This is a genomic window from Paracoccus sulfuroxidans (assembly GCF_007830335.1).
In the GTDB taxonomy this organism is placed as follows: Bacteria; Pseudomonadota; Alphaproteobacteria; order Rhodobacterales; family Rhodobacteraceae; genus Paracoccus; species Paracoccus sulfuroxidans.
The window spans coordinates 356,778-374,729 of the sequence record NZ_VLKU01000003.1 but is presented as its reverse complement, the minus strand read 5'-3'; the positions used below and the strand labels follow the sequence as shown (position 1 = coordinate 374,729).

Sequence of the window (17,952 nt, the reverse complement as noted above, 5' to 3'; positions counted from 1 at the left end):
GCCAGACTTCTTTTGCCTCGCGCACTGGACGATGGCAAGGTTGCTCAGCCGAATGTCATGCGGTAACGGTAGTGAAAGCACCTCCCCGGAAAAAGCCATGACCCCAAATCGCCCCCGCCGCCCGTTGACATTACGCGATGTCTCCGAGGCCTCGGGCGTCTCTGAAATGACCGTCAGCAGGGTTCTGCGCAATCGCGGCGATGTCTCGGCCGCGACGCGCGAGAAGGTGCTGACCGCCGCGCGCGCGCTGGGCTATGTCCCGAACAAGATCGCGGGGGGGCTCGCCAGCCAGCAAGTCAATCTGGTCTCGGTCGTGATCCCGTCGCTCTCGAACATGGTCTTTCCCGATGTGCTGGGCGGCATCTCGGCCGAGCTTGACGACACCGGGTTGCAGCCGGTGATCGGGGTGACGAATTACTCGCCCTCGCGCGAGGATCAGGTGCTGTACGACATGCTGTCCTGGCGTCCCTCGGGCGTGATTCTGGCGGGGCTTGAGCATAGCAAGGCTGCCCGTGCCATGCTGGACAATGCGGGCATTCCGGTGGTCGAGATCATGGATGTCGACGGCGAGGCGATTGATACGGCAGTCGGCATCTCGCACCGCCGCGCGGGCGCTGAAATGGCCGAGCATATCCTTGCGGCGGGCTATCGCCGCATCGGCTTCATCGGCACGCACATGCCCGAGGACCATCGTGCCCGCAAACGCCTGACCGGCTTTGAGGAGCGGCTGGCCGAGGCGGGGATCACGCTGCAGGCACGCGAATATTATCAGGGCGGCTCCTCCCTGCCCAAGGGGCGCGAGCTGACCGAGCGTATCCTGACGCGCGAGCCCGATCTGGATTTCCTCTATTTCTCGAATGACATGATCGGCGCGGGCGGGCTGCTCTGGTGCATCGAGAAGGGTTTCGACATCCCCGGCAAGCTGGGGCTGGCGGGGTTCAACGGCGTTGACCTGCTGGCCGGTCTGCCGCTGCGGCTGGCGACGACCGATGCGCGCCGCATCGACATTGGCCGCCGCGCCGCGCGCATCGTCGCCGGAAAAGAGCCGCGCCCGGAGGACGGCATCATTGCGCTGGCCCCGACCTTCATCCCCGGCGACACGATCCGGCAGGGCTGATCGCGCAACCCAAGGCCGACCTGCCGCGTTCCCTCCCCGCAACAGTGAACGGAGGAACCATGGCTTTCGCACATTCCGCACCCCTCGCCGCCGCGCTGGTGCTGGCTTCGACGCTGGCCGGGCATGCGGCCAGTTTCGATTGCGACAAAGAGGAGTTGGCACCGGATGAGCAGGCCATCTGCGACGATCGCGCGCTGAACGACGCCGATGTGCGGATGGTGACCACCTTCGACCTGCTGACCGGGCTTCTGGCGATGGGCGGGCGCGACAGCATGCGTGACGACCAGACGAAATGGCTGGCCGAGCGCACCGCCTGCGAGGCCGACGTGGACTGCATCCGCGACGCCTATGACCGCAGACAGAAGCAGTTGGAGCAGGCGTATCAGTCGATCAACCGTCCGCTGTGACGGCTGGGTGACGGCTGGCCTCAGGCGGTCATGTCGGGAAAGAACAGCCCGCCGGGGGACAGCGTGAAGATCTCGCAGCCGTCGGCGGTCACGCCGATCGAATGCTCGAACTGCGCGGAAAGCGATTTGTCGCGGGTCACGGCGGTCCATTCATCGGCCAGAACCTTGGTCTCGGGGCGGCCGAGGTTCACCATCGGCTCGATGGTGAAGAACATGCCCTCTTCCAGAACCGGGCCTTTGCCGGGGCGGCCGAAATGCAGCACGTTCGGCGGGGCGTGGAAGGTCTGGCCCAGACCGTGGCCGCAGAAATCGCGCACGACCGACATGCGCTGGCTTTCGACATAGGACTGGATCGCCCAGCCGATGTCGCCGAAGGTCGCGCCGGGGCGGACCACTTCCAGCGATTTCATCAGGCTGTCATGGGTCACCTGGATCAGACGGCGCGATTTCACGCTGGCCTTGCCCGCCACATACATGCGCGAGCTGTCACCAAACCAGCCGTCAACGATGACGGTGATGTCGATGTTCAGGATATCGCCCTCGACCAGCAGCTTGTCACCCGGGATGCCGTGGCAGACCACATGGTTCACGCTGATGCAGGAGGCGTGCTGATAGCCGCGATAGCCGATGGTCGCGCTGACCACGCCGAGTTCCTTGATGCGGTCGTCGATATAGCGGTCCAGCTCTCCGGTGGTGGCGCCGGGCTTCACCAGGGGACCGACCTCATCCAGAAGCTGCGCCGCGACCTGACCTGCGGCACGCATGCCGGCGAAATCCGCCGGGCTATGAATGCGGATACCTTCGCGGGTGGTTCTAACGTCGTTCATCACAGCCTCTTCGTCCAATCCAAGACACAGATAGACCTCGACGGCCTCTTGTTCCAGCCCTGCAGACAGACCTATACCTTTTCGGGTGACGGACAGTTGACCGCAGGGGGACGCCAAGATGCAATCCGACAACCCGACCGCCGCCATTCTGGTCATCGGGGACGAGATCCTTTCGGGCCGCACCCGCGAAGGCAATGCGCATTACCTGTCGCAGGTCCTCAACAGCATCGGCATCGACCTGCGCGAGGTGCGCATCGTGGCCGATGATCATGACCAGATCGTCGCGGCGATCCGCGCGCTCGACAAATCGCTGGGCGGGGCGTGGGACATGCTGTTCACCTCGGGCGGGATAGGGCCGACGCATGACGACATCACCGCCGATGCCGTCGCCGACGCCTTCGGCACCGGGATCGAGATCAATGACGAAGCCCGCCGCGTGATGACCGAACGCTGGGAGGCCGTGGGCGTCGAGATCACCGAAAACCGCCTGCGCATGGCCCGCATCCCCATTGGTGCGCGGCTGATCAAGAATGCCGTTTCAGCCGCGCCGGGCTTCAGCATCGGCAACACGCATGTGATGGCAGGCGTGCCCGAGGTCTTCCGCTCGATGGTCGAGGCGTTGCAGCCCGAACTGAAGCGCGGACGCCCCGAGGTCAGCCAGGCCTTGGAGGTGCTGCGCCCGGAATCCGACGTGGCCAGCGGCTTGCGCGAGGTCGCGGCGGCATTTCCGCAGCTGTCGCTGGGCTCCTATCCCTTCAAGCGCGGCGATCAATACGGCACCTCGCTGGTGATCCGGGGGCTTGACGGCAATGAGGTCAACGCGGCGATGAACGCCCTACGCGAAAGGCTGGGCCTGTGACCCCCGACAGCGCGCTGGCCCGCGCCTTTGAAAGCACCTGGCCCCCGGCGGAGACCGCCGAGGCGGGCGGCCTCAGCGTCGGGCGTGGCATGGGCGGCGGTGGCCGCGTCAGCTCGGCCCATGCGACCGGCACGGGCTGGAGCGCCGAGGATCTGGCAAACGCCGAGGCCATCCAGCAGGACTGGGGGCAAGAGCCGCTGTTTCGCGTCGCCGCAAACGACACCGCCCTGCAGCAGGCACTGACGCAGCGCGGCTACGAGACCTTCAACCCGACCGCCATCATGGAGGTCGACTGCACCGCGCTGACCGTTGAGGCGATCCCCCGGCTGACGGCCTTCACCGTCTGGCAGCCGCTGGCGATCCAGCGCGACATCTGGGCCGCCGGCAATATCGGAGAGGCGCGGCAAGCGGTGATGGACCGCGTCACCCTGCCCCGCAGCTCGGTTCTGGGTCGCCTGACCGACCGCGCCGCAGGGGCCGCCTTCGTTGCGGCGGATGGCCCGGTGGCAATGATCCACGCCATCGAGGTGCTGCCGCAGTTCCGCCGCATGGGTCTGGCCGGGTGGATGATCCGCGCCGCTGCCGAATGGGCGCAGGCTCAGGGTGCGTCCCGGTTGGCGTTGGCCGTCAGCCGCCCCAATACCGGGGCCATCGCGCTTTATGAACGCATGGGCTTCCAGCCCAGCGGCGATTACGCCTATTGGCAGAAGCGCCGGGGCTGACGCACCCCGTCAGTCCCGAGAGGCCAGCCTGCGCAATTCCTTCTTGAGCAGGTCGACCTCGCTGCGCAGAAGCGTCAGCTCATTCAGCAGGTCGTATTCCAGCGCCTCGCCCGCAGCCAGCGTCAGGCTGGCCAGATGCAGCGCGCCGGGCTGCGGTGGGTCGACATCCTTGCCGTCATCCTCCAGCAGCAGGAAGCTTTGCACGCCATCCGACAGCCGGTCCGAGGGGATGCCGACCGCCACCCGCCAGCTGGTCTTATCGATGGGCGAAAGCTGCGCCTCGGCCACGCGGTCGCCGAAATGCACAAGGATCAGCCGCCCCGGAGGCGTGTCGCTGCGCAGGATGCCGTGCCAGGTGCCGCCGTTCAGTTCCAGCGATTCGAATTCAGCCATGTCTCTCTCCTCGCCCTAGAACTCGGCCCGCAGGTGGCGCGACAGGAACAATTCGCGGATCTGCGCCGCATTCATCGCAGGCCCTTCGAAGATCAGGTCCAGCCAGATCTTCTCAAGGCGCTTTTCGTTCATCTCGGTATCGGCCAGATCGAACTCCAGCACCTGTTCCGAGGGGAAGCCAGGGCGCATCTGGTCCAGCTCCAGCGTGATCTCTTCGGTGTTGGGGCCGTGACCGATGTTCAGGCGCGCAAAGACGCGCATCGGACGCTCGATCATCACGGTCGTTTCCATGCGGATCACATGGCTGGCCGTCAGCCCGTCCAGCGCGTCAATCGGCAGGTCGATCGCCAGCGACAGAAAGCTGCCGGTGAAGCCAAAGACCTCCAGCAGCAGCACATAGGGCGAAAGGTCCGTCGCGCGCGGGTTCGGCAGCTGCTGCAGCATCAGCGCGCGTTCGCCGCAATCATGCCAGACCGCCGCCGCATCACTCAGCCGCGTGCCGCTGTTGGGCGAGGCAATCCCGCGCGGCGAGATCGGCCCCGCCAGCAGGTCCGGCCGCCAGCGCCAGTCGGTGCCACCGGGCAGCCGCACCAGATCCAGCGCCGCCCGCGAGCGCGCCGCGCGACGGTCCGAGCGCATGAGGAACCGGTCCAGCCGCGTCCGCAGCTCCTGCGCCTCGCCCTGCAGGGTGCGCAGCGTGGTCGGGCGCATCTCTTCGAGATCCTCCGCCAGCACGGCCCATTGCCGGCTTGCCCCTTCGCGGGTGCGTCGTTCGAACCATCGTTCTGGACGGAACGCCATGTCGGAAACCCTGTTCAGTCTAGTTAATCATAGGCTGCAAACCGCAGCGGAAGGATGGAAACTCTGGCCGATGCCCCGGCCGGACACCATCAAAAATCTGTAAACGAATGACCGGCGGGACTGCGATGACATGTCGTTTCGGCATCTGGTCACGGGCAGCAGCTCCCCTCGAGACTGAATGGATAGGGCGAGGCATGACACTCGGCAAGCCCTCCGGTCAAGGGAAGTCGCGCGGGTTGCCGATCCGCACTAGCGGGCCACCTGCCCTGTCTGCGTGTCAGGCGGTCAGCGCATCAAGGCGCGCGGCCATGATGACGTCATTCATCGTGACCCCGCCCGCCGAATGGGTGGTGAAAGTGACCGTCACATAGCCCCAGCCGAATTGCAGATCCGGGTGGTGATTGGCGTTTTCGGCCAGCCAGACCACAAGGTTCGCAAGCTGCGCGGCGCGGGCGAAATTCTTGACCTTCCAGCCGCGCGAGATCGCCTTGCCATCCGGCGAAAGCTCCCAGCCGGGCACGCCTTCCAGCGCGGCGGAAAGTTCGGTCTGCGTCAGCGCCGGAGCGCCTTGCACGATGTCTTGTTCGGATGGGTTCGTTGCCATGATGCTCCGATCACAGGATGGGCGCGGCCAGCGCCAGAAGATTGGTCCGCAGGCGGCGCAACAGCGACCAGCCCATGATTTCCTCACGCGTCAGCGGGCGGGCGCGTTCCAGATAACTTTGCTGGCGTTCGTCCAGCGCCTGCGTCACCTCGCCGCCATAGACCAGCAGGTTCATCTCATAGTTCAGTTCGAAACTGCGCCTGTCCATATTTGCGCTGCCGATCATCGCCATGCGACCGTCCACGGTGATGATCTTGGCATGAATCAGCCCCGGCTGGAACAGCATCAGGCGCACACCGGCCGAAGTGAGCCCATAGAAGAAGCCCTCGCTGGTCGCGCCGACGACAATCGAATCGTTGCGTTCGGGGACGATCATGGTGACCTCGACCCCGCGCCGGGCGGCGGTGCGGATCGCGGCATCCAGCGCGCCGTCGGGGACGTAATAGGGCGTGGTGATGGTCAGCTTTTCGCGGGCCGCATGGATCATCGTCACCATGCAATCCGAAATCGAGCCCTGCCGCCGGTCAGGGCCCGTGGCCACAACCTGCGCGACCTCTCCGGGCGCGCTGACGGGCCCGACCATCTGCAGCATGTCGCCAAGGTTTTCGCCCGTATAGCTCATCCAGTCCTGCAGAAAGACGGCCTGCATCTGGCGCAGCACCGGCCCCTCGACCCGCAGGAAGACATCGACCCAGGGGGCAAAGCGCGGCTTCACCGCAAAGGCCTTGTCCGAGCAGTTGCGGCTGCCGGTGAAGCCCTGCACGTTGTCGATCACCACGACCTTGCGGTGGTTGCGCAGGTCCATGCGCTGGAACAGAAGGCCGATCAGCGGCAGGCCCAGCGGGAAAGCCTCGACGCATTCGACGCCCGCCGCCCGCATCCCCGCCCAGCTGGCCGAGCGGGAAAAGGCGCGCGAACCCAGGGCGTCGATGATCGCCCGCACCTTGACGCCACGCCCGGCGGCGCGGATCACCGCATCGGCCACGCTGCGGCCCGAGGGATCGTCGAGCCAGATATAGAACATGATATGCACATGTTCGCGGGCCGCATCGATGGCGCGGACCAGTTCGGCAATCGCCTCATCTTCCTCGGAAAGCAGCGTCACCCGGTTCCCGGCCACCGCGTGAAAGCCCCCGACGGCCAGGTTCGAGGCAACGACGGGCGCGGCAAAATCGGGCGGGTGGCGGACGGTCTCGGGGCTTTGCTGCCAGAGGTCGGTCAGCTCCTCGCGAACGTCGGCCATGCGCTGGACCTCCGCCCCACGCATCCGGATTTCGCCAAACAGGATATAGGCAAGGATGCCGACCAGCGGCACCAGTTCGATGATGAGGATCCAGGACAGCCGGACCGCAGGCTCAAGCCGGGGCCGCAGCAGCACGCGGATCGCCAGAAGCAGCGCGATGACGTAATGAAGAATGACAAAGGCCTGCGTCCACATGCCGACATCAAAGCCCGGCCCAGTCGGAATTGCAATTCCGCGATTATCGGCCTATCTCACGCCCTGACCGCAGCGAAAAGGCCCTCTGATGAACTGGATTACCAACTACGTCCGTCCGCGCATCAATTCGCTGTTCTCGCGCCGCGAAGTGCCCGAGAACCTTTGGACCAAGTGCCCGGAATGCGGCACGATGCTGTTTCACCGCGAGCTGGCGGACAATCTGAACGTCTGCTCGAACTGCGACCACCATCTGGCAATGTCGCCCCGGGCGCGGTTCGCCGCGCTGTTTGACGGCGGCGTCTTTGTCGAGGTGAAGGTGCCCGAGCCCATCGTTGACCCGCTGGGCTTTCGCGATCAGAAGAAATACCCCGAGCGTATGAAGGCCGCGCAGCGCGCGACCGGCGAAAAAGAGGCGATGCTGGTGGCCGAAGGCGAAATGGGCCGCACGCCCATCGTCGCGGCGGCGCAGGACTTCTCGTTCATGGCAGGCTCTATGGGCATGTATGTCGGCAATGCGATCATCGCGGCCGCCGAACGTGCGGTGAAGCTGAAGCGGCCGCTGGTGCTGTTCTCGGCAGCAGGCGGCGCGCGCATGCAAGAGGGTATCCTGTCGCTGATGCAGATGCCGCGCGCCACCGTCGCAGTCCAGATGCTGAAGGAAGCCGGTCTGCCCTATGTGGTCGTGCTGACCCATCCGACCACCGGCGGCGTGACGGCCTCCTACGCGATGCTGGGCGATGTCCAGATCGCCGAGCCGAACGCGCTGATCTGTTTCGCAGGCCCCCGCGTCATCCAGCAGACCATCCGCGAAAAGCTGCCCGAGGGCTTCCAGCGCTCGGAATACCTGCTCGAGCACGGGATGCTGGACCGCGTCACCCATCGCCGCGACATGCGCACCGAGCTGATCACCATCCTGCGGATGCTGACCGGCCTGCCGCCTGCGGTCATGGCCGATCTGCCCTCGCCGGGCAGCATCATGCCCCATCCGGGCGAGCATGAGCACGCCCAGCCCGCCCCACCCCAGCCGGAACCCGCCAAGGCAAAATAAGGTCAGCCCCGCATCATGTCCGCTTCAGATATCATTCTCCAGCGGCTGATGTCGCTGCACCCCAAGGTCATCGACTTGTCGCTGGACCGGATGCACCGCATCCTTTCGGCGCTTGGCGATCCGCAACTGCGCATCCCGCCCGTGATCCATGTGGCGGGAACCAATGGCAAGGGCTCGACCCAGGCGATGATCCGCGCCGGGCTTGAGGCGGCGGACCTGAAGGTCCACGCCTATACCTCGCCGCATCTGGCCTATTTCCACGAACGCATCCGCCTTGCGGGCGAGCTGATCTCGGAAGAGGAACTGGCCGCCGCGCTGGAGGAATGCGAGGCTGCCAATGACGGCCAGCCGATCACCTTCTTCGAAATCACCACGGCGGCGGCTTTCCTCGCCTTCTCGCGCACGCCTGCGGATTACACGCTGCTGGAGGTCGGGCTGGGCGGACGCCTGGACGCAACGAACGTCGTTCCCGCGCCGCGCCTGACCGTGATTACCCCGATCTCGGTCGATCACACGCAATATCTGGGCGACACGATCGAAGCGATTGCCGGGGAAAAGGCTGGGATCATCAAGCAGGGCGTGCCCTGTATCGTCTCGGTCCAGCCGCCCGAGGTGCGTGCCGTGATCGAGGCAAAGGCCGAGCCGCTGGGCGCCCCCCTGCGCATCGCGCGGCAGGATTGGGACGCTTACCGCGAAGGCGATGCGCTGATCTATCAGGACGAACGCGGGCTGATGGACCTGCCCCTGCCCGTGCTGCCGGGACCCCATCAGATCGGCAATGCGGGCACCGCCATCGCCGCGCTGCGCGAGCTGGGCTTTGGCCGCGCCGAGGCTCGCGCCGCGCTGCTGGAGGTCGAATGGCCCGCCCGCATGCAGCGCCTGACGCGCGGCCCGCTGATCGACGCCGCCGCGGGCTGCGAGCTGTGGCTGGACGGTGGCCACAACCCCGCCGGAGGAGAGGCGGTCGCCGCCACCCTCGCCGCCCTGCCGCCGCGCCCGACCTGGCTGGTCTGCGGCATGCTGAACACCAAGGATGTGCTGGGCTATATGCAGCCTCTGGCCGCCCATGCCGCCGGTCTGGTCGCGGTCGAGATCCCGGGTGAGCCGAACACTCTGCCCGCCGCGGAAACCGCAGCGATTGCCGCCAAGGCGGGCATTGCGACCTCGGTCGCCGATGACACGCTGGCGGCCGTCACCCGCATCGCCGCCGAACATCCCGGCGCGCGCATCCTGATCTGCGGCTCGCTCTATCTGGCCGGACGGATTCTGCGCGAAAACGGCTGAATCACAACCGGAGATTGCGGCGGCGCAATCTCCGGCCAACTTTATTAAAATTCTTTTGACCGTTAAGGGAATCGGTCCTACTGACTCGGATCAAGCCATGTTTCGGCTTTCCAGAGTAAAAACTGTGTACGAGTAGGATGTAACGATGCCCCTCATAACCATTACCCTTTATGAAACTGTTGTCGTAAACGGCATTGCCACTGGCGATTCGCGCGTTGTCGAGCTTCAGATCAACGACGTCGACGGCAATGGCGCGATCAACCGCACAGAATGGCTGCAATATGTCGGCGGCACGGCGCAGGGTCACGTGGCAGGGAACACCTCACCGCCCGCGCTGTTCAAAGGCCCGACCGGCGACGTGATGAACGGCACGCTTTACACGCCTGTCGCCTATTCCCGGAATGACAACCTGCGCACGCTTTTGCAGGACCTCAGCAAATCGAAATACGAACCCTCGGTCGATGCGCTGAACATCTGCTTCCTCGCAGGCACGCTGATCGCCACGCCGAACGGCGACGTTCCGGTCGAGACACTGCGCGCGGGTGATGTGGTGCTGACGCGCGACCACGGTCCGCAGGTGCTGGTCTGGACCGACAGCAGCCTCATCACCTCGAAGGACCTTGACCGGGCCCCCAACCGCCGCGCCGTCCGCATCGAGGCGGGCGCGCTTGGCGACGGCCTGCCGAACCGCGACCTGCTGGTCTCGGCGCAACACCGGCTGCTGGTGAAGGGCGCGGACGGGCAGGAATATCTGGTCGCCGCGCGGCAGTTGATCATGGCCGGTTATCCGGGCGTCAGCGTGGCTCGCGACCTGACCGAGTTCGAGTTGGTCCATATCGCCTTCGCGACGCATGAAATCGTCAGCGCCGAGGGTGCCCCGGCCGAGTCTTTCTATACCGGAGAGATGGCGCTGCACGGCCTTTCGGCCCTGCAACGGATCGCGCTGACCAAGGTCTTCCCGGCGCTGCTGCAAGGGCAGAATCCGATGGTCCCGGCGCGTCCCTTCGCAACGCATCGCGAGCTTGCGGCACTGGGCCAGACCGCCAGCGCCTGAACCGGCACCCGCCTTGTCAGGGCCGCGTCACGGATCGGTGCGGCCCCAACCGGCATCGCGCATCTCGCGCAGGCGGCTGGCGGTGCGCTCAAACTCGAACGCGCCCTCACCCTCGGCATAAAGCCGTTCCGGCTCATCTGCGGCGCTGGCGTAAAGGCGCACCTTCGCCTCGTATAGCGCATCGACCAGAGTCACGAAGCGCCGCGCCTCGTTATAGTTCGACATGCTCAGACGCGGGATCGCGTCGATGAAGATCACGTCCAGCGCCTTCGCGACCTCAAGGTAATCCGCAGGCCCGCGCGCCTGCCCGCACAGATCCCAGAAGCTGGCCCGTCCGATCCGCCCGACATGCTGCGGAATGGTGACGCGCCGCCCCATGACGCTCAGCTCCAGCGGGCTGGCGCTGGCCCCGCCGGTTTCCTCGGCCCAGATGGCGTCCAGCGCGGCATGCGCGGCGTTGTCGGCGGGCGTGAACCAGATCTGCCCGCCCTCGGCCCGGCCCTGCCGGTGGTCCTGCGGGCTGTCAAGCTCGATGACATCCATCCGCTCGCGGATCAGACCGATGAAGGGCAGGAAAAGCTGGCGGTTGAGCCCGTTCTTGTACAGATCCTCGGGCACCCGGTTCGAGGTGGTGACGACGACCACGCCCTGATCGAACAGGATCTGGAACAGCCGCCCCACGATCATCGCATCGGCAATGTCGGTGATCTGCATCTCATCGAAACAGAACAGCCGGACCTTGCGCGCGACCTCCATCGCCACCGGGCGCAGCGTATCGGCCTGCCCGGATTTGCGCGATTCGTTCAGCGCGATCTGAATTTCCTGCATGAATTCGTGGAAATGGACGCGGCGCTTTTCGGCAATCGGCGCGGCCTCCATGATCAGGTCCATCAGCATCGACTTGCCGCGACCGACCCCGCCCCAGAGGTAAAGCCCCTTCGGCCCGTCCGCCACAGGCGCAGCCTTGCGCCCGCCGGTCAGCCGCGAGAGCCAGCCCCCACCCTCACGCGGCGGGGGGGCAAGGTCGGGCAAGGCCGCGACCAGCGCGTCCAGCGCCGGAAGGACCGCCTGCTGCGCCGGGTCGGGGCGAATCTCGCCCGTTTTCAGCCCCGCGTCATAAAGTTCGGATACAGTCACCATGACTGTCCCCCTGCCAAAGAATAGACCGGCCCGCAAGGGCCGGACCATCCTAGCAGCGCTTTGTTCAGCGTCCCCGTCGGCTGAAGGTCGTACGCGGGTCGCCCCCGTTGCCCAGCCAGTTCTGCGTGACCGCCGCGATATGGTTCACCACCTGCACATGCTGGGTCAGCCCCTGCGCGTCAGCCTCATCCCCGGCCCGCCCGACCAGGGCGGGAAGATCGGCCTTGATCAGCTGGCTTTCGGTCAGGGGCTGGCCCGTCCGCAGGTCGAAGACCTGGATCTGATACTGGATGTTGTGCACGCCCGAGGATTGCAGGTTCTGCCGCACGATGGGCGTGATGCCATGGAACTGCACCAGCGTGGCGACGATGCGCACCCGCTCGCGCCCGCGCAGGCCCTGGGCGCCCCGGGTGATCCCCTCGCGCAGGATGCTGGCCGCCTGTTCGCGCCGGTCGCCTGCGGGATCGCCGTGCCAGACGATGTCGAAATTCGGCACGTAGGAGTTTTCCTCGCTGGTGGTCAGCGTCTCGGGGACGTTCACATCCACCTCGGCCACGCGCCAGTTGCGCGTCTCGGCCGGGCTCAGCTGGTCATAAGAGGTCTCCCACTGGGTGGGGGCGCAGGCGGCAGTGCCCAGCACCAGGGCAAGCGTCATGAGGGCTGGTTTCAGCATCTCGGAGCATCCTTGAAACTCGTCCTGCGCCGGTCGCGGGCGTGCAGCCCGCCCGGGACGGTCGCAGGAGTGACGTGAACATTTCGGGAAAAACGGTGAACTGATTTGAAATGACAAGCTTACCGCCGATATCTAAACAGATTCCTGACTTGTCAAACCTCGTGCAACAATTTTCTGACGGTGGTTGCGATGGACCTGAACGATCCCGCCCGTTCGGCGGATCTGCGCGCAAGATTCGAGCTGCTGCAACAGGCGGCACAACGCGAGAATTGTCCCGGCTGGAGCCTTCGCGCGGAAAGGTTGCGGGCGCTTCAGGCGCTGGTCACGGCAAACCGCCGCCGATTCGGGCAGGCGATCGCGCAGGACTTCGGCCAAAGACCGCAGGCCGAGACCGACCTGGCCGAGGTCTTCCCGTCGCTGCAAAGCATCCGCCACGCCTTGAAGCACGGCAAGGGCTGGATGCGCCGCCGCAGGGTCGGCACGCCGCTGTGGTTTCGCCCCGCGCGGTCGTGGCTGCAGCCGCAGCCGCTGGGTATCGTCGGCATCGTCGCGCCCTGGAACTATCCGCTGTATTTGTCGGTGGCCCCGCTGGCCTCGGCCTTCGTGGCGGGCAATCGGGCGATGCTGAAACTCTCGGAACATGCGCCCGCCTTCGCCGAATGCTTTGCCGAGGCCGCCGCAAAGCAGTTTGCTCCGGAGGTGCTGACGGTCATCACCGGTGGTCCGCAGACGGCGGCCGAGTTCTGCGCCCTGCCCTTCGATCATCTGCTGTTCACCGGATCGACCCAGACCGGGCGGCATGTCATGCGGGCGGCGGCCGACAATCTGTTGCCGGTGACGCTGGAGCTGGGCGGGAAAAGCCCGGCTCTGCTGGCGCCCGATGCGCGGCTGGACCATGCGGTCGCGCGGATCATGACCGGCAAGCTGCTGAACGCCGGGCAGACCTGCGTCGCGCCGGATTATGTGCTGCTGCCGCGCGGGACCGAGGCGCAGTTCATCTCGCTCGCGCGCGACTGGGTGGCGAAGCATTACCCGAAACTGGATGCGAACCCCGACTACAGCCACATCATCAATGACCGGCAGTATCAGCGACTGGCCGAGGGGCTGGCGGCGGCGCAGGCGACAGGCGCAGTCCTGCATCCGCTGAGCGAGGCCCGCCCCGATGCCGCGCGCCGTCTGATGCCGCCGATGATCGTCACCGAAGCGCAAGGGCCGCTGGCCGAGGCCGAGATCTTTGGCCCGATCCTGCCGCTGATCGCCTATGACCGGTTGCGCGACGCAGTCCGCCACATTCAGGAACGCCCGCGCCCGCTGGCCTTCTATCCCTTCACCGACAGCGCCGAGACGCGGGACCTGCTGCTAAGCTCGGTCGTGGCAGGGGGCGTGACGGTCAATGACACGCTGCTGCATGTCGCCTCGGGCGCGCTGCCCTTTGGCGGGGTCGGCGCCAGCGGCATGGGGGCCTATCACGGGCAGGCGGGGTTTGACCGGCTATCGCATCTGATGCCGGTGATGGCACAGGCGCGGGGGAATGCGGCGGGGCTGCTGGCCCCGCCCTATCGCGCCCGGTTTCGTACGCTCATCGGCTGGATGATGCGCTTCTAGGCGATGGTGGCGTTGCGCGTCTCGGTCTCGATCATCAGGGCGGCGATGGCGCCCATCACCAGAAACGCCGCGAAGACACCGATGGCGACGCCGAAGCCCTGCGCCACGACATAGCCCATCAGCGAGGGCGCAAGCAGCCCGCCCAGACGCGCCACCGCGCCCGCAGCCCCCATGCCCGTGCCGCGCAGGCTGGTCGGGTAAAGCTCGGGCGTATAGGCGTAAAGCGCGCCCCATGTGCCCAGCAGCGCGAAGCTCATCAGAAGCAGCGAGAAGGCGACCACGATGTCGCTGGGGGCCAACGTAAACAGCAGGCATCCCCCGGCGCTGAGGATCAGGAACAGGATCAGCGTGGGCTTGCGGCCCCACCGCTCGACCCCATGCGCGGCCAGCGCATAGCCCGGCACCTGCGCCAGCGCCAGAAGCACGAGGAAGCCATAGCCGCGCACAAAGCCGAAGCCGTTCTTGACCAGTTCCGAGGGCAGCCAGACGAAGACGCCGTAATAGGACAGCGAGACCAGAAACCACACCGCCAGGATCGAGATGGTGCGGCGGCGCAGATCCTCGCCCATGATGCCGCCCTTGGGCTGCGAGACGGCGGGCAGGACCAGCCGGACATCCTCGGCCAGCGGGCGCGCGCCATTCACCGTGAGGATGCGGTTCACCACGTCCCGCGCCTCGGCCTCGCGGCCCTTGCGAAGCAGATACATGGGCGATTCCGGCACCCAGAAGCGCAGCCCGATGCCGATCATCGCCGGAAGCGCGGCGATCAGGAAGATCCAGCGCCAGGGCTCCAGCGAGCCCATCGAGGTCGCGATCCAGACGGTCAGTGCGATGATGATGGTGCCGATGGCCCAGAAACCCTCCAGCCAGACCAGCCAGCGGCCGCGATTTCGCGCGGGCAGGAACTCGGCCATCATGGCGTAATCGACGGGCAGCGTGCCGCCCACGGCCATGCCGGTCAGCAGGCGCAGGCCCAGTAGCAGGGTGAAATCATTGGCGAAAACCGACCAGAGGCCGAAAATCGCGTCGCAGGTCACCGTCAGCAGCAGCACATTGCGCCGCCCGACCCGGTCCGCGATCCGGCCAAACAGAGAGGCGCCGATGAACATGCCCAGAAAGAACAGCGTCCCCGCCTGCAGCGCCTGCGGCACGCTCAGCCCGAAGGTCGCTGCCAGCGAGGGCGCGGCAAAGCCGATGGCGATGACCTGCATCGCATCCGCCGCCCAGACAAGGCCGAATATCCCCAGCAGCTTGCGCTGGAACCGGCCCGCCCCGCCCTGATCCAGAGCTTCGTCGATTGTCACGTTCATGCCTGCCTCCATCGCGTGGCTGCGATCATGCGCGCATGATTTGCGGCCTTGCCGCTGCATGTCCACCACTCATTCATGCGCGCCCGCCGATTGACGGCCTACGTGACACAACTGTCGCGCAGGCCCATCGGATCCAGTCCTTTGAATGCGTTATGCCGAAAAATTCACCCGCTCAGGACGGGCGCGCCGCCGCATAGATCGCCAGATTCGCATGCGCCGCCGCCAGCAGGGGCGCGGCCACGCCCGCCGCCTTCCCGCGCGCGACCAGATCGCCCAGAATCTCGTCGGCCTCGACCGGCAGCCCGGCCTGAAGATCGCGGAACATCGACGCTGCCAGCGGCGAGCCCGCCTCGGTCAGCTGATCCTTGGCCGCCGCCACCGCCTTGGGGCTGGGCGCGATGCCCACCGCCGAGGTGATCGCCAGCACCTCATCGACAATCTGGCGGGCGACCTCGGCCCCGTATTCGGTCGCCGCGACCTGCCCCACGCTGCCGCGCATCAGGCAGGTGATCGCCGCCAGCGAGGCAAGGAAGAACCACTTCCCCCACATCTCGCGCGCGATGTCATTCGAAAGCCGCGCCTCGAACCCCACACCCTGCATCAGGGCATCAAGCTCGGCCATGCGCGGTGAGGGCTGGCCGTCCAGCTCTCCATAAGAGATCTGCTGGATCTTGTTGAGGTGAATGATCCGGCCCGCCTCATCCAGCGTGGTCGAGCATTTGCACAGCCCACCCGCCACCGCCTGCGCGCCGAAGCGCTCGCGCAGCCGGTCGACATGGCGCATGCCGTTCAGGATCGGCACGATGACGGTATCCGGCCCCAGGGCGGGGGCGAAATCGTCAAGGCTCGCCTCCAGCGCATAGCCTTTGACCGTCAGCAGGATCGCGTCATAGGGCGCGGCGATCTGCCCCGCCTGCACCAGCTGCGGGGTCAGCGTGACATCGCCCATCGGACTGACGATCTGCAGCCCGTTCGCGCGCAACTGCTCGGCCCGTTTCGGGCGGACAAGGAAGGTGACGTCGCGGCCTGCCTCGGCCAGACGTCCGCCGAAATAACCTCCGGTCGATCCTGCTCCGACAACAAGAAGTTTCATGGCCGTCTCCTTTTCCCGAGTCCCTGCGGCCCAGATAAACGACATTATTCGCGTCCCCTGCAACAGTGGGCAAAACGGATGACGCAGCCCGCACCCCCGGGCACTCGTCATGCTTCCTGCGTATTGGCGCGATTTTTTGCTTTCCTTCCGGGCCGCCAGCGGGGAACCCTGACATCAGGTCAAGGAGGCTCTCTGATGGATGACGCGCAAACCGCCCCTGCCACGGCCCATGGCACATCGCAGCAAACCCCGAAACATCTGGTCATCGTGGGGGCAGGCTTTGCCGGGCTTTCGCTGGCGAAGGCGCTGAAGGACCCGAACCTGCGCATCACGATCGTCGACCAGCGCAATCACCACCTGTTCCAGCCGCTGCTATATCAGGTGGCGACGACGATCCTGCCGACCTCGGACGTGGCCTGGCCGATCCGTCACCTGTTCAAGAACCGCCGCGACGTGACGACGCTGCTGGCGCAGGTCACCGGCATCGACACCGTCGCACGCCGGGTCGATCTGAAGAACGCCGCCCCCCTGCATTACGACCTGCTGGCGCTGGCGACCGGCGCGCGCCATTCCTACTTCGGCCATGACGAATGGGAGGCCGCCGCGCCGGGCCTGAAATCGCTGGAGGACGCGACCACCATCCGCCGCCGCGTGCTGTCCGCCTTCGAACAGGCCGAGCTTTCGACCGACCCGGCCGAGCGTGCGGCGCTTCTGACCTTCGTCGTGGTCGGCGCAGGCCCCACCGGCGTCGAGCTGGCCGGGATCATCGCCGAACTGGCGCAAGAGATCCTGCCCAAGGAGTTCCGCCATATCGACACCCATCAGGCCAGGGTGATCCTGGTCGAGGCCGGGCCGCGCGTCCTGCCCGCCTTCCCGCCCGACATGTCGGACTATGTCCAGACGGCGCTGACCAAGCTGGGGGTGACGGTGATGACCGGCACCTCGGTCTCTGACGTGTCGGATCAGGGGGTGGCGGTCGGCACCGAGCAGATCCCCGCCCGCACCACCATCTGGGCGGCAGGCGTCACCGCCTCGCCTGCGGCGCAATGGCTGCATGTGCCCGCCGACCGCGCCGGGCGTGTGCTGGTCAACCCGGATCTGAGCGTGCCGGGGCACCCAGACATCTATGTCATCGGCGACACCGCCAGCGTGAAGCAGGCCAATGGCCAGCAGGTGCCGGGCCTTGCCCCCGCCGCCAAGCAGCAGGGCGCGTTCGTGGCCAAGGTCATCAAGGCGCGGCTGGACGGCAAGACGCCCCCGCCCGCTTTCCTCTATCGTCATGCCGGGAACCTCGCGACCGTCGGCAAGCGCGCCGCCGTCGCCGATTTCGGGCGGGTGAAGCTGAAAGGGCCGCTGGCGTGGTGGCTGTGGGGGATCGCGCATATCTATTTCTTGATCGGCACGCGCAGCCGCCTTGCTGTCGCGCTCAGCTGGCTCTGGTCCTATGTCACCGGCCGCAACAGCGCGCGGCTGATCACCCAGCGGGACGTCTACAGCAACAAGCGCTAGGCCCGCCCGCGTCTTGGCCGAAAGGACCATTGTTTCGGCCCGGACCCTCTGGGTAGGCTTGCGCCAAC

The 17,952-nt window shown here is 66.2% G+C and carries 18 protein-coding genes; 9 read left to right on the top strand and 9 right to left on the bottom strand.

The genetic code is table 11. The features are described 5' to 3' along the window. Window positions 1-97: 97 nt before the first annotated feature. Both IQ24_RS06625 and IQ24_RS06620 read left to right on the top strand, forming a co-directional pair. Window positions 98-1,117, top strand: coding sequence for a LacI family DNA-binding transcriptional regulator (locus tag IQ24_RS06625; protein WP_145397018.1), 1,020 nt, complete (start codon window positions 98-100; stop codon window positions 1,115-1,117). 59 nt (window positions 1,118-1,176) lie between these two features. Next, window positions 1,177-1,524 carry a lysozyme inhibitor LprI family protein gene (locus IQ24_RS06620; protein ID WP_145397017.1) on the top strand — a complete coding sequence of 116 codons (348 nt, stop codon included), beginning with the start codon at window positions 1,177-1,179 and terminating at the stop codon, window positions 1,522-1,524. A gap of 20 nt (window positions 1,525-1,544) precedes the next feature. Here IQ24_RS06620 and map read toward each other — a convergent pair whose 3' ends face one another. Continuing rightward, a complete protein-coding gene (gene map, locus IQ24_RS06615; RefSeq protein ID WP_145397016.1) occupies window positions 1,545-2,351 on the bottom strand; it encodes a type I methionyl aminopeptidase in 807 nt (268 codons plus the stop codon). Window positions 2,352-2,469: 118 nt separating this feature from the next. On the opposite strand from map, the gene IQ24_RS06610 reads away from it, so the two are divergent. Then, window positions 2,470-3,210 (top strand): competence/damage-inducible protein A, encoded by a 741-nt coding sequence (locus IQ24_RS06610; protein ID WP_145397015.1) that lies wholly within the window; start codon window positions 2,470-2,472, stop codon window positions 3,208-3,210. Beyond that, a complete protein-coding gene (locus IQ24_RS06605) occupies window positions 3,207-3,932 on the top strand; it encodes a GNAT family N-acetyltransferase (protein ID WP_145397014.1) in 726 nt (241 codons plus the stop codon). Before IQ24_RS06610 ends, IQ24_RS06605 begins: the two co-directional genes overlap by 4 nt. A gap of 9 nt (window positions 3,933-3,941) precedes the next feature. Here the strand turns inward: IQ24_RS06605 and IQ24_RS06600 are convergent, their stop codons facing one another. From IQ24_RS06600 to cls, 4 genes are all read right to left on the bottom strand, one after another. Further along, entirely contained in the window at window positions 3,942-4,325 is a 384-nt protein-coding gene (locus tag IQ24_RS06600) for a hypothetical protein (RefSeq protein WP_145397013.1), read from the bottom strand. A 15-nt stretch (window positions 4,326-4,340) separates the two neighbouring features. Further along, window positions 4,341-5,126 carry a DUF6478 family protein gene (locus IQ24_RS06595; RefSeq protein WP_145397012.1) on the bottom strand — a complete coding sequence of 262 codons (786 nt, stop codon included), beginning with the start codon at window positions 5,124-5,126 and terminating at the stop codon, window positions 4,341-4,343. 277 nt (window positions 5,127-5,403) lie between these two features. Beyond that, window positions 5,404-5,730, bottom strand: coding sequence for a 4a-hydroxytetrahydrobiopterin dehydratase (locus tag IQ24_RS06590; protein ID WP_145397011.1), 327 nt, complete (start codon window positions 5,728-5,730; stop codon window positions 5,404-5,406). 10 nt (window positions 5,731-5,740) lie between these two features. After that, window positions 5,741-7,168 (bottom strand): cardiolipin synthase, encoded by a 1,428-nt coding sequence (cls, locus tag IQ24_RS06585; RefSeq protein ID WP_145397010.1) that lies wholly within the window; start codon window positions 7,166-7,168, stop codon window positions 5,741-5,743. An 88-nt stretch (window positions 7,169-7,256) separates the two neighbouring features. Here cls and accD point away from each other — a divergent pair, with 88 nt between their 5' ends. The 3 genes from accD (at window position 7,257) to IQ24_RS06570 (ending at window position 10,554) form a co-directional block, all read left to right on the top strand. Then, window positions 7,257-8,216 carry an acetyl-CoA carboxylase, carboxyltransferase subunit beta gene (accD, locus tag IQ24_RS06580; RefSeq protein WP_242007957.1) on the top strand — a complete coding sequence of 320 codons (960 nt, stop codon included), beginning with the start codon at window positions 7,257-7,259 and terminating at the stop codon, window positions 8,214-8,216. A gap of 15 nt (window positions 8,217-8,231) precedes the next feature. Beyond that, window positions 8,232-9,500, top strand: coding sequence for a bifunctional folylpolyglutamate synthase/dihydrofolate synthase (locus IQ24_RS06575; protein WP_145397009.1), 1,269 nt, complete (start codon window positions 8,232-8,234; stop codon window positions 9,498-9,500). A 145-nt stretch (window positions 9,501-9,645) separates the two neighbouring features. Beyond that, window positions 9,646-10,554: a Hint domain-containing protein gene (locus tag IQ24_RS06570; protein WP_145397008.1), complete on the top strand. Its 909-nt coding sequence runs from the start codon at window positions 9,646-9,648 to the stop codon at window positions 10,552-10,554. 27 nt (window positions 10,555-10,581) lie between these two features. Here the strand turns inward: IQ24_RS06570 and zapE are convergent, their stop codons facing one another. Both zapE and IQ24_RS06560 read right to left on the bottom strand, forming a co-directional pair. Next, the gene (gene zapE / locus IQ24_RS06565; protein ID WP_145397007.1) at window positions 10,582-11,694 is read right to left on the bottom strand and encodes a cell division protein ZapE; all 1,113 of its coding nucleotides are present in this window, start codon (window positions 11,692-11,694) and stop codon (window positions 10,582-10,584) included. A gap of 64 nt (window positions 11,695-11,758) precedes the next feature. Continuing rightward, window positions 11,759-12,367, bottom strand: coding sequence for a DUF6778 family protein (locus IQ24_RS06560; protein WP_145397006.1), 609 nt, complete (start codon window positions 12,365-12,367; stop codon window positions 11,759-11,761). A 189-nt stretch (window positions 12,368-12,556) separates the two neighbouring features. On the opposite strand from IQ24_RS06560, the gene IQ24_RS06555 reads away from it, so the two are divergent. After that, window positions 12,557-13,972: a coniferyl aldehyde dehydrogenase gene (locus tag IQ24_RS06555; RefSeq protein WP_242007955.1), complete on the top strand. Its 1,416-nt coding sequence runs from the start codon at window positions 12,557-12,559 to the stop codon at window positions 13,970-13,972. Here the strand turns inward: IQ24_RS06555 and IQ24_RS06550 are convergent. Next, the gene (locus IQ24_RS06550; protein WP_145397005.1) at window positions 13,969-15,282 is read right to left on the bottom strand and encodes an MFS transporter; all 1,314 of its coding nucleotides are present in this window, start codon (window positions 15,280-15,282) and stop codon (window positions 13,969-13,971) included. The two genes, IQ24_RS06555 and IQ24_RS06550, sit on opposite strands and share 4 nt — an antisense overlap. Window positions 15,283-15,454: 172 nt before the next feature. Then, window positions 15,455-16,375, bottom strand: coding sequence for a 2-dehydropantoate 2-reductase (gene panE / locus IQ24_RS06545; RefSeq protein WP_145397004.1), 921 nt, complete (start codon window positions 16,373-16,375; stop codon window positions 15,455-15,457). Window positions 16,376-16,570: 195 nt separating this feature from the next. On the opposite strand from panE, the gene IQ24_RS06540 reads away from it, so the two are divergent. Further along, on the top strand, window positions 16,571-17,884 hold the full coding sequence (locus IQ24_RS06540; RefSeq protein WP_145397003.1) for an NAD(P)/FAD-dependent oxidoreductase: 1,314 nt from the start codon (window positions 16,571-16,573) through the stop codon (window positions 17,882-17,884). Window positions 17,885-17,952 lie beyond the last annotated feature (68 nt).

Bases quoted from the DNA above. Each gene is read 5' to 3' on its own strand.
- IQ24_RS06625 (WP_145397018.1), top strand. From the start codon at position 98: ATGACCCCAAATCGCCCCCGCCGCCCGTTGACATTACGCGATGTCTCC.
- IQ24_RS06620 (WP_145397017.1), top strand. From the start codon at position 1,177: ATGGCTTTCGCACATTCCGCACCCCTCGCCGCCGCGCTGGTGCTGGCT.
- map (WP_145397016.1), bottom strand. From the start codon at position 2,351: ATGAACGACGTTAGAACCACCCGCGAAGGTATCCGCATTCATAGCCCG.
- IQ24_RS06610 (WP_145397015.1), top strand. From the start codon at position 2,470: ATGCAATCCGACAACCCGACCGCCGCCATTCTGGTCATCGGGGACGAG.
- IQ24_RS06600 (WP_145397013.1), bottom strand. From the start codon at position 4,325: ATGGCTGAATTCGAATCGCTGGAACTGAACGGCGGCACCTGGCACGGC.
- IQ24_RS06595 (WP_145397012.1), bottom strand. From the start codon at position 5,126: ATGGCGTTCCGTCCAGAACGATGGTTCGAACGACGCACCCGCGAAGGG.
- IQ24_RS06590 (WP_145397011.1), bottom strand. From the start codon at position 5,730: ATGGCAACGAACCCATCCGAACAAGACATCGTGCAAGGCGCTCCGGCG.
- cls (WP_145397010.1), bottom strand. From the start codon at position 7,168: ATGTGGACGCAGGCCTTTGTCATTCTTCATTACGTCATCGCGCTGCTT.
- accD (WP_242007957.1), top strand. From the start codon at position 7,257: ATGAACTGGATTACCAACTACGTCCGTCCGCGCATCAATTCGCTGTTC.
- IQ24_RS06575 (WP_145397009.1), top strand. From the start codon at position 8,232: ATGTCCGCTTCAGATATCATTCTCCAGCGGCTGATGTCGCTGCACCCC.
- IQ24_RS06570 (WP_145397008.1), top strand. From the start codon at position 9,646: ATGCCCCTCATAACCATTACCCTTTATGAAACTGTTGTCGTAAACGGC.
- zapE (WP_145397007.1), bottom strand. From the start codon at position 11,694: ATGGTGACTGTATCCGAACTTTATGACGCGGGGCTGAAAACGGGCGAG.
- IQ24_RS06560 (WP_145397006.1), bottom strand. From the start codon at position 12,367: ATGCTGAAACCAGCCCTCATGACGCTTGCCCTGGTGCTGGGCACTGCC.
- IQ24_RS06555 (WP_242007955.1), top strand. From the start codon at position 12,557: ATGGACCTGAACGATCCCGCCCGTTCGGCGGATCTGCGCGCAAGATTC.
- IQ24_RS06550 (WP_145397005.1), bottom strand. From the start codon at position 15,282: ATGAACGTGACAATCGACGAAGCTCTGGATCAGGGCGGGGCGGGCCGG.
- panE (WP_145397004.1), bottom strand. From the start codon at position 16,375: ATGAAACTTCTTGTTGTCGGAGCAGGATCGACCGGAGGTTATTTCGGC.
- IQ24_RS06540 (WP_145397003.1), top strand. From the start codon at position 16,571: ATGGATGACGCGCAAACCGCCCCTGCCACGGCCCATGGCACATCGCAG.